Origin of the sequence: Phenylobacterium sp. (genome assembly GCF_041691455.1) — a bacterium.
Classification (GTDB): Bacteria; Pseudomonadota; Alphaproteobacteria; order Caulobacterales; family Caulobacteraceae; genus Phenylobacterium.
The window spans coordinates 69,794-79,071 of sequence record NZ_JBEPUO010000016.1 but is presented as its reverse complement, the minus strand read 5'-3'; the positions used below and the strand labels follow the sequence as shown (position 1 = coordinate 79,071).

9 protein-coding genes are annotated in these 9,278 nt (G+C 70.2%); 1 reads left to right on the top strand and 8 read right to left on the bottom strand.

The window, feature by feature from the left end:
- Positions 1–27: 27 nt before the first annotated feature.
- The 6 genes from ACESMY_RS16720 to ACESMY_RS16695 all read right to left on the bottom strand — a co-directional run bounded on the left by ACESMY_RS16720 (position 28) and on the right by ACESMY_RS16695 (position 4,913).
- Positions 28–204 carry a hypothetical protein gene (locus ACESMY_RS16720; RefSeq protein ID WP_372785747.1) on the bottom strand — a complete coding sequence of 59 codons (177 nt, stop codon included), beginning with the start codon at positions 202–204 and terminating at the stop codon, positions 28–30.
- Positions 205–267: 63 nt separating this feature from the next.
- Positions 268–816 carry a DUF4199 domain-containing protein gene (locus ACESMY_RS16715; protein WP_372785746.1) on the bottom strand — a complete coding sequence of 183 codons (549 nt, stop codon included), beginning with the start codon at positions 814–816 and terminating at the stop codon, positions 268–270.
- Positions 817–922: 106 nt separating this feature from the next.
- Entirely contained in the window at positions 923–1,336 is a 414-nt protein-coding gene (locus ACESMY_RS16710) for a response regulator transcription factor (RefSeq protein ID WP_372785745.1), read from the bottom strand.
- A 52-nt stretch (positions 1,337–1,388) separates the two neighbouring features.
- Entirely contained in the window at positions 1,389–3,269 is a 1,881-nt protein-coding gene (locus ACESMY_RS16705; protein ID WP_372785744.1) for a PQQ-binding-like beta-propeller repeat protein, read from the bottom strand.
- A 63-nt stretch (positions 3,270–3,332) separates the two neighbouring features.
- The gene (locus ACESMY_RS16700; RefSeq protein ID WP_372785743.1) at positions 3,333–4,121 is read right to left on the bottom strand and encodes a hypothetical protein; all 789 of its coding nucleotides are present in this window, start codon (positions 4,119–4,121) and stop codon (positions 3,333–3,335) included.
- Positions 4,122–4,172: 51 nt separating this feature from the next.
- Positions 4,173–4,913, bottom strand: coding sequence for a PEPxxWA-CTERM sorting domain-containing protein (locus ACESMY_RS16695; RefSeq protein WP_372785742.1), 741 nt, complete (start codon positions 4,911–4,913; stop codon positions 4,173–4,175).
- Between the two features lie 363 nt (positions 4,914–5,276).
- Between ACESMY_RS16695 and ACESMY_RS16690 the strand changes: the two genes are divergently transcribed.
- A complete protein-coding gene (locus tag ACESMY_RS16690) occupies positions 5,277–5,855 on the top strand; it encodes a hypothetical protein (protein WP_372785741.1) in 579 nt (192 codons plus the stop codon).
- A gap of 12 nt (positions 5,856–5,867) precedes the next feature.
- Here ACESMY_RS16690 and ACESMY_RS16685 read toward each other — a convergent pair whose 3' ends face one another.
- A complete protein-coding gene (locus ACESMY_RS16685; protein WP_372785740.1) occupies positions 5,868–7,010 on the bottom strand; it encodes an alanine racemase in 1,143 nt (380 codons plus the stop codon).
- Positions 7,010–9,226 carry a phosphoribosylformylglycinamidine synthase subunit PurL gene (gene purL, locus ACESMY_RS16680; RefSeq protein ID WP_372785739.1) on the bottom strand — a complete coding sequence of 739 codons (2,217 nt, stop codon included), beginning with the start codon at positions 9,224–9,226 and terminating at the stop codon, positions 7,010–7,012. Before purL ends, ACESMY_RS16685 begins: the two co-directional genes overlap by 1 nt.
- Positions 9,227–9,278 lie beyond the last annotated feature (52 nt).

Sequence of the window (9,278 nt, the reverse complement as noted above, 5' to 3'; positions counted from 1 at the left end):
CCCATCGGCCGGGCGCTTCACCGTGCCTCACAGCTTGACAAATGGACATGAGTGGTAGGGGTCGAGCGAGACGTAGATGGTCCGCGTCAGCGCCTGGCCGGGGCCGGGCGCGGGCATCGGCGCCTCGCGCAGCACGAAGGCGCCCGGCTCGGGCCAGGCGCCCAGTGGCGCGTCGGATCGGGTCCAGTAGCGATTGGCGGCCATGGGCCGGAGCCTATGGCCGGGCAGGGCCTTCCGCTAGGCGTCATCGACAGGCTGCGTGGCGACCTAGGCGACGAGCGGGCGCGATCGCGCGGGCAGGAACCTCGGGTTGCGCAGCAGGGCGGCGCTGGCCAGCGCGACCAGCACGCCGACCGGGAAGATCTCCAGGAAGGTCATCCCCAGCCGCATCATCGGGTTGGCGTAGCTCTTGCGCATGGCGTCCATTTCGGCGGTGGCCTTGGCATAGGCCGCGCCGCTGACGCCGGCCGCGCGTTTGGCCGCCAGGACCGAGTCCGCGTACTTGTCCATGAAGGTGTAGTGGGTCGCCGCCATGTAGATTTCCCAGCCGATGCAGTAGGCGACCCCGGCGACCACTGCGATCGCCAGTCCGAGCCCCAGCGCGGGCCAGAACCGGATCACGCCGCCCAGCGCCCGGTCGCGGTGCTGCTTCACCGCCACCAAGATCGAGGACAGCCCGACCAGCATGGTCAGGTAGCCGAACCAGAGGCCCAGGCCGTTGTCGATTCCATCCCCGAAGTTGGCGATGACAAAGACGCTGACGCCGATGACGGCGAAGCCCGAGATCAGGCCGTAGGTGAGGATGAGGCGGATCATGGTGTGGGCTCCTTTGCCATTCGCGGGCAGGCTCCGACGAACCGTGACGGGAGGCTATCGCCCGAAAGGGTGAGATCGTGCGTTTCGCCCGTTTGGCCGGCGTGGATCACGGGATCAGCTGCAGGTCGCGCGCCTTGCCGATCGCCTGGGTGCGTCGGGCGACCTCCAGCTTGGCGAACAGGTTGGCGATGTGGGTCTTCACCGTGTTGGGCGACAGGCCGAGCGTGCGGGCGATCTCCTTGTTGGACTGGCCCGCCGCGAGGTGCTCCAGCACCTTCATCTCCTGGCCGGTGAGCCCGAGCGAGGCCTGGGCGGCGGCGTTGAGGGCGAAGGGCGCGGGCGCGGCCCGCGAGGTCAGCTTCCAGCCCAGCCAGACGCCGCCGGCGGCGAAGGCCGTGCCGATCACGGCGATGTAGATATCCCGCGAAAAGGCCCGCGCCATGTACTGGTACTCCAGCCACTGCAGGGCGAAGGCGCCGCCGGCCAGGACAAGCGCCCAAAGGACGATGGTGCGGATCATTGGCGCGAGGGTGCGCGATCCGGCGCGGCGGTCAACGCTTCCGCGGGGGCGGCTACCTGCCATCGGACGAGAAGGCCAAGAGCAGGTTGCTCGCCCCGGCGGTGCCGTTGTAGCCCGAATGGACGAAGAGCATGCCGCCCGCGATCGTCGCCCCGCCCATGTCCAGCGCGCCGCCGGGCGCGGCCTTGATCCCGTTGACTGTGTCGATCGGCGCGGTGGTGTCGATGTCCCAGATCAGCCTGCCGTCCGCCGCGGCGTAGGCGCGCAGATGGCCGTCGAGCGCACCCGCGATCACCGCGCCCGGGATGGCGGTGGCAGCCTGGGAATAGCCCGGCAGGCAGCGGCCGGAGGGCACGTTGCAGGGCAGCCCTTTGGGCGCGTCGACCTGCCAGAGCAGCTTGCCGGTGGCGGCGTCGAGGGCCGCCAGGCCCGGGCGGCCACGCGCCGGATTGTCGGCGAGGGGCGCGTAGAGGACCTTGCCGTCGGTGGCCGGGCCCCATTCGACACCGCCGCCCGCGCCGCCGCTGCCGAGCTTCGGCGTCGCCCACAGCGTCTTCCCGCTCACCGGGTCCATGGCGTAGACGATCGAGGATTTGTTGCCGGTGACCAGCAGCGCCTTGCCGCCGGGCAGGTCGACGAGCTGCGGCGAGGAGCCGAAGTCGTAGTCGGGGCCGCGCTGGCCGAGCGGGCCGTTGACGGTTCCGGACATGAAGTTGTCCTTGGCCAGCACCTGGTTGACCCAGCGGATCTTGCCGGTGAGGAGGTCCATGGCGACCACGGCGTCCGAGGTCGGATGGTCGATCTCGGTGTAGCTGTCGCCGGTCGCCACGTAGAGCTGGCCGCGCCTCGCGTCGATGGTGGGCGCCGACCAGATGGCCCCGCCGGCCGGGCCGTACATCTGGGTGCCGGCCGAGTTCTTGCGCGTCGGATGCGGCTTGTCGTCGAGGATGGCCTGTTTCCAGAGCTGCTTGCCGGTGACGGCGTCGAGCGCCACGACGGTCCCGACGAAGGTGCAGCAGCCGTAGGCGCCGACGTTGCCCTGGCTCTCCTCGGAGGCCGAGAGCGGCACATAGAGGACGCCCTTGTAGAGCGCCGGCGAGCCGGTGATCCGCCCGACGCGGTGGTCATCGACGCGGGCGCTCCAGAGCTCCTGGCCGGAGCCGGCGTCGAGCGCGTGAACGAACATCCGGTCGTCGCCGATGTAGAGAGCGTAGCGGCTGGCCGCCTTGGGGTGCGGCCCCAGGCTCATCGAGGCCCGGGCCCCGCCCTTGAAGTCGTAGCGCCAGTGGACGCAGCCGGTCCTGGCGTCGAGCGAATAGGCCTTGCCGCCGAGGCTGGCCACGAACAGCCGGTCGCCGAAGATCAGCGGCTCGGTGTTCTTCGTGCCGGGATAGGCGAAGGCCCATTTCACCTTCAGGCGCGGGAGGTCGGCGGCGGTGAAACCGGGCTTCGGCTGATAGCGGCTGTTGGCGAGGTCGCGGCCCCAGCCGTTCCACTGCGGCCCATTCGGCTGCAGCGGGCCGTTGGTCTTGCAGAGGTTGGGATCGGGTCCCTGGGCGACCTGCGGTGTCGGCGACTTGCCGGTGATGAAGCGCACGACGCCGTAGATCTCGGCCTGGCTCATCCCTTGGGCCATCGCCTTCATGCGCCCGGCGGTCAGCACGTCGTAGACGTCCTCGGGGCTGCGCGCCTCGAGCTCGCGGCGGTTGGGCGCGCGGTCGACCGCCGGCTCATGGCAGGCCGCGCACCGGGCCTTGAAGATCGGCTCGCCGTTGATCGGATAGAGGCCCGCGGAATTCTCCGGCGGCAGGACAAATCCGGGCTTGGGCGTGGGCGGCGGCGGCGGGCCGGCCGGCGGCTGGGCTCCACCGGGCGCGGCGAGCGAAAGGGCGGCAAGCGCTGCGACGAGCGCGGCGGTCAGATGGCGCGGCATGGATGTCGGTTCCCCCCCGGCGGTCACGATAGCCGAGCCGAAATCGCCGGGTAAGGGCCGTGTCTAACGGGCCTGCATCAGGCCGTTGTAGACCAGCTCATAGGCGTCGGACGTCGCCAGCACGTCACCTCGGAACGGTTTATCCATGTCGGCCACCAGGAAGATCACGATCCCCAGGAACATCGACAGGATCGCCGTCAGGATGGCGTGGACGTTGATCTGCATGTCGAGCATCCAGATGATCCCGACGGTGAAAGCCGCCCCGATCAGGAGCACGGTCCAGAGAAGATCGGGGATCCCCGCGGTGATCTTGACCAGCCGGTTACTTCGCAGCTCGACGAGCTTCTCGAACTGACCGGCGGCCTCGGCGTAGGCGATTTCGTCGGCCTTGACCGTCGGATGCACCGCCAGGAGATGCTTCTGGAAGGTCATGACGATCGCGGTGCCGCCGGTAGGCACGAGACCCTTGCGCTGGGTCGGCCAGTCCTTCTCGATCGTCTCCTTGGCGTAGGCCCGCAGATCGGCCAGCAGCTGGGTGCGGTTGGGTTCGGGCAGGGCGTTGGTGTCGCTGTAGAGCGCCGACAGGGTTGAGGCCTCGCGCTCGATGAGGTCGCCGGTCGACTGGAAGTTGGCGTAGACGCCGACCGCCACCAGCCCCAGCAGGATGCCGTAGAAGACCGAGAAGCTCGCGATGTTCAGGGACACCATTTCGTTGGTGCGGTCCTGCCCGTGGATCCACTTGTGGAAGAGCGGCCGCACCAGGAACATGCCGGCGAGACTGAGCGCCATGGCGCCCAGGCCGAACGAGCCGCCCACCAACCAGGTGGGATAGTCATACATCCAGGAAAACATAGCGCAGCACCCCCAAAACCTGTGTCGCCCCGCTCCCGCGGCGCGTGTGGATCAGCGCCCGACGACCTGTCCGGCGCGCCAATCCTGCCCCGCGCGGCCGCGCCGCCGTCGGAGCGCGGCGCCCAGGGCGCCGAAGCCCAGCACCATCATCCCCCAGGTCGCGGGCTCGGGCGCCGGGGCCGGCGGTGCGGCGGCGAGGCGGATCGTGCGGACTTCCGGCGCCGGCGGCGCTGGCGGCGTGACCACCGGCGGAATGATCACCACGACCGGTGTCACCACCACCACGGGGGGGTCTGGGACGACCGGCGGATCGGGCGTGACGGGCGGCGGAACGGGGGTGGACGCGGCCACCCACTGCGAGGCCGGGGCGGGCGCGCTCTGCGGCGCCGGGGCGGGGGCCGGTGTGTCGGGCGGCGCCGTGGCCTTCGCCGGCGCGGCCTTGGTGGGCGCCGCGGAGCCCCGGGCGATCGCGCCAAAACCCGAGACCGGCCGGCCCAGGACGGCGGGCGCGGTCGGCGCGTCGATGGCGTCGTCCTGGCGTTCCGGAGCATATTTGGGCAGGGCGGCGAAGCCGCCGGCGCCACCCACCGCTTCCGCCAGGGTCAGAACCGGCCCCTCCGCACCGTCGTCGAGCGGATCGTAGACCGCAAGGTTCATGCTCGCCGCATGCCGGTTGTTGGCGAAGAGTTGCTCGCCGCTGTGATGCAGCCGCCCCATCGGACCAAGCATGGGCGCGCTGACCACCGCGACGCACGCGATGGCGACAACACCCATGACCGCATTGTGACGCATACCAGAACCGCCCCGCCGCCAATCCAGCCCCAAGGTGGCGCGGACAGCTTCCCCGAGTATTTAACGTTAAAAAAGGATTAAATACACAGTAAAATTCGCTGCTGGAATTTCGAGCACCTTGTCTGCCGATGCGCGAGAAGCGGGCAAAACGGTCTTCACTTACCTTTGCTTGCAGTCAGGGCCACTGGGCCGCGCCTCGCGCGGCCGCTTACAGCATCGCGCTTGGTGGCTGTTTTCTGCCCCGGCCGGTCAACATCTGGAAAGCCTATTGCCGCTATCGTGCCTGCACAGGGGATGGCGGCCCGACCGCCGGACGTAAGGAGCCGCGGCGGCGCCATGAGGTTTTTCGGGACGAAATTGCCGATGGGATGGCTCTGCGCGGCCGCCCTGCTGGCCTTTTGCCCGGCGACGGGGGCGGCGGCGGCGATCCAGATCGTCTCGGCGGGCGATGAATTCGCCGCCGCGCACCCCGGACGCCACGCCAAGGCGACCGCGACCAAGGCCTCGGGGGAGGATTTCCGCACGACCATGGACCGGGTGTTTGGGGCGGGGCGGTGGCGCCAGACCAGCGGCTATCGTTCGCAGGCCCAGGAAGACGCCCTGCGCCGGCAAGGCGCCGGAACCGTCGCCCCGGGGCGCGTCTCATACCATTCGATCGGCGGCGCGGACTCGCCCGGCGCCTATGACGCCGTCGTGGACCGCATGCCGCTGGGGGCCGCCGCGGCCAAGCTGAAGAGCGCCGGCGGCGGCTTCTCCCGCGTGCTGGCCGAGGGCGCGCATGGCCCTCAGGGCGCGCACCTGCATATCGAACTGGCGAGGACCGCGCCTGCGGCGGCCGCGCCCGAGGCGGTCACGGACGATGCGGTCTATCGGCGCGAGGCCCGCGGGCGGCGGCGGTCGCTCCTGACCCAGGCGTCGTCGGCGGGCGCTGCGCTGAACTGAAGCCGCGCGGGCCTACTGCGACGCGCCCCTGGCTTCGATCGGGGCGATCTCGACCAGCACATCGCCCCGGACGAAATGGATCACGTCGTAGCGGTCGAGCGTCGGATCGACGTGGGGCGGGACGAAATCGACCCGCTCGCCGCGCGCGACCGGCTGGCCCCCGTCTTGACCGGAAGGGGGTCGCATCAGCCGGCCATGCTCGTCGCCGAAGAAGCGATAGTCGCTCGCCGCGAACTTCGGCGTGAGGGCGGCGGGCAGGGGGCCGTCGGTGGCGAAGGCCTTGAGGCCGGCGTCGACGGTGACCCACTTCGGATGATTGGCGCTGATCACCGTGGCGGCGATCGCCAGGGCCTGTTCGAAGGCCCCGTCGGCGTCTTCCTTCAGCGCGTCGCGGTACTCGCGGTCCATAAAGGCGAAGGAGCCGGCCTGCACCTCGGTCAAGACGCCCTGGGCCGCGTCGGCCTCGAACGTACCGGTGCCGCCGCCGGTGACCACGCCGATGTCGGCGCCCGCCTGGCGCAGGGCCGCGATGACGGTCGTGAGATAGGCCATGCCGTCGGCGACCGCGGCGGCGCGCGCATTGCCGCCCTCCATGTGCTGCCAGTGGCCACCGTAGCACTGGACGCCGAGGAACGTCAGGTTCGGCTGGGCGGCGATGGCGCGGAACACCTCGACGGCCTGGGCGGGGTCGTGGACCCCGGTGCGGCCCATGCCGGGATCGACGTCGATCAGCACCTGGATCGGACCTCGCGCCGCCACGCCCAATTCCGCAGCGCCGTCAATGTGATCGACGACGATCCTGAAGTCGGGGACAGTCTGGGCGAGCTGGGCGGCGCGCTCGGCCTGGGCGGCGCCGGCGATCGGCGAAGTGACCAGGATCGCGCCGATCCCGGCGGCGGCCATGGCCTCGGCCTCGGCGAGCTTGGCGCAGCAGATCCCGACCGCGCCGGCCGCGATCTGACGGTGCGCGATGGCCGAACACTTGTGGGATTTGGCGTGGGGCCGCAGCGCCAGGCCCGCCGACTTGGCGCGGGCGGCCATCTTGGCGACGTTGCGGTCGAAGGCGTCGAGGTCGAGGACGGCGGCCGGTGTGGGGATCATGGCGCGGGAGCCCGGCTGGCCGACCAAGCTGGCGTCTGCGGCGCGGCTGGGCATCAGGCGTCCATAAACCCGGGCATCCAACCCTCGTGGGCGGTGCGCAGGCGCTCTAGGTCGAGACTGAAGAGGCCCGGGCGGGCCAGGACCTGGCCGCCGGCCTCGCCAACGATGCGGGCCGGGACGCCGCTGGCCTCGGCCGCGGCGAGCAGCGCGTCGGGAGCCGGCGTGGCCACCAGGTAGCGGGCCTGGTCCTCGCCGAACAGCCAGGCGTGCGGCGGCAGGTCATCGTCCACGAGGAGCTGGGCCCCGACCTTGGCGGCCAGCGCCATCTCGGCCACGGCGGCGATCAGTCCGCCATCCGAAAGATCATGTACAACAGAGGCTTGCCCGGACTGAATGAGGTTCCGCACGAAGTCACCATTGCGGCGTTCAGCGGCGAGATCGACAGGCGGCGGGGCGCCGTCCTCGCGGCCCAGCAGTTCGCGCAGATACATGGACGCGCCGAGTTCGCCCCGGGTCTCGCCCACCAGCACCAGGGCGTCGCCTGAGGTCATCGAGGCGAAGTCCGCGCGCCGCGCATAGTCGGCGATCAGTCCGACGCCGCCCACCGTCGGTGTCGGTGGAATGGCCGCTCCGTTGGTCTCGTTATAGAGGCTGACGTTGCCGCTCACGACGGGGAAGTCCAGCGCCCGGCAGGCCTCCGCCATGCCTTCGATGGCGCGCACGATCTGGCCCATGATCTCCGGCCGCTCGGGATTGCCGAAGTTCAGGTTGTCGGTGATGGCGATGGGCTCGGCGCCCACGGCGGTGAGGTTGCGCCAGGCCTCGGCCACGGCCTGTTTGCCGCCTTCGTAAGGATCGTTCTGGACATAGCGCGGCGTGACGTCGGAGGTCATGGCCAGCGCCTTTCGGCCGCCGTGCACGCGCACGATGCCGGCGTCGGCGCCGGTGGCGCTATCTTCCAGAGTGTCGGCCATGACGTGACGGTCGTACTGCTCCCAGAGCCACCGCTTGGAGGCCATGTCCGGGGCGCTCATCAGCTTCAGGACCGCCCCGGCGTAGTCGTCGGGCGCGGGCACGTCGGCCGCGGCCAGGCGCGGCTGCAGCTTCGGCGCGACCCACGGCCGATCGTAGAGCGGGGCGTCGTCGAACAGGGGCGCCAGCGGCACATCGCAGACCGTCTCGCCCCTGTGGGTCAGCACCAGGCGCCCGGTGTCGGTGGTCCACCCGATGGTGGCCGCGTCGAGGCCCCACTTGGCGAAAATCCGCTCGCCGTCGGCCTCGCGCCCGGGCTTGAGGATCGCCAGCATCCGCTCCTGGCTCTCCGACAGCATCATCTCGTAGGCGCTCATGCCCTCTTCGCGCTGGGGCACCATGTCCAGATTGAGCTCGACGCCGACGCCGCCCTTGCCGGCCATCTCGACCGAGGAGGAGGTGAGGCCGGCCGCGCCCATGTCCTGGATGGCGGCCACGGCGCCGGAGGCCATCAGCTCCAGCGTCGCCTCGATCAGCAGCTTCTCGGCGAAGGGGTCGCCGACCTGGACGGTGGGGCGCTTCTCGTCCGAGGCGTCGTCGAACTCGGCGGAGGCCATGGTCGCCCCATGGATCCCGTCCCGGCCGGTCTTCGAGCCGTAATAGACCACCGGCAGGCCGGGCGAGGGGGCGGCGGAGTAGAAGATCTTGTCGGCGTCGGCCAGGCCCACGCACATGGCGTTGACCAGGATATTGCCGTCGTAGCCGCGGTGGAAGTTGGTCTCGCCGGCCACCGTGGGGACGCCGACGCAATTGCCGTAGCCGCCGATGCCGGCCACCACGCCGGACACCAGCCGCTTGGTCTTCGGATGGCTGGGATCGCCGAACCGCAGGGCGTTCAGCAGCGCGATCGGCCGCGCGCCCATGGTGAAGACGTCGCGCATGATGCCGCCGACGCCGGTCGCAGCCCCCTGGTAGGGCTCGATGTAGGAGGGGTGGTTGTGGCTCTCCATCTTGAAGATGCAGGCCTGAGGCTTTCCGTTTTCGTCGGGGCCGATATCGATGACCCCGGCGTTCTCGCCGGGGCCGCAGATCACCCGTGGGCCGGTGGTGGGGAACTTGCCGAGGTGCTTCTTGCTGGATTTGTAGGAGCAGTGTTCGGACCACATCACCGAGAAGACGCCGAGTTCCACCGGGCTGGGCTCGCGGTTCAGGCGCTGGATGATGACGTCATATTCGGCGCGGCTGAGGCCGTATTCGGCGGCCGTTTCGGCCATGGTCTTGGCGGGCGCTGGGCTCATGGCGGGCTAATAGCGGGACTCGGAAGCAGGCGCGAGCGGAGCGTTGGCTGTA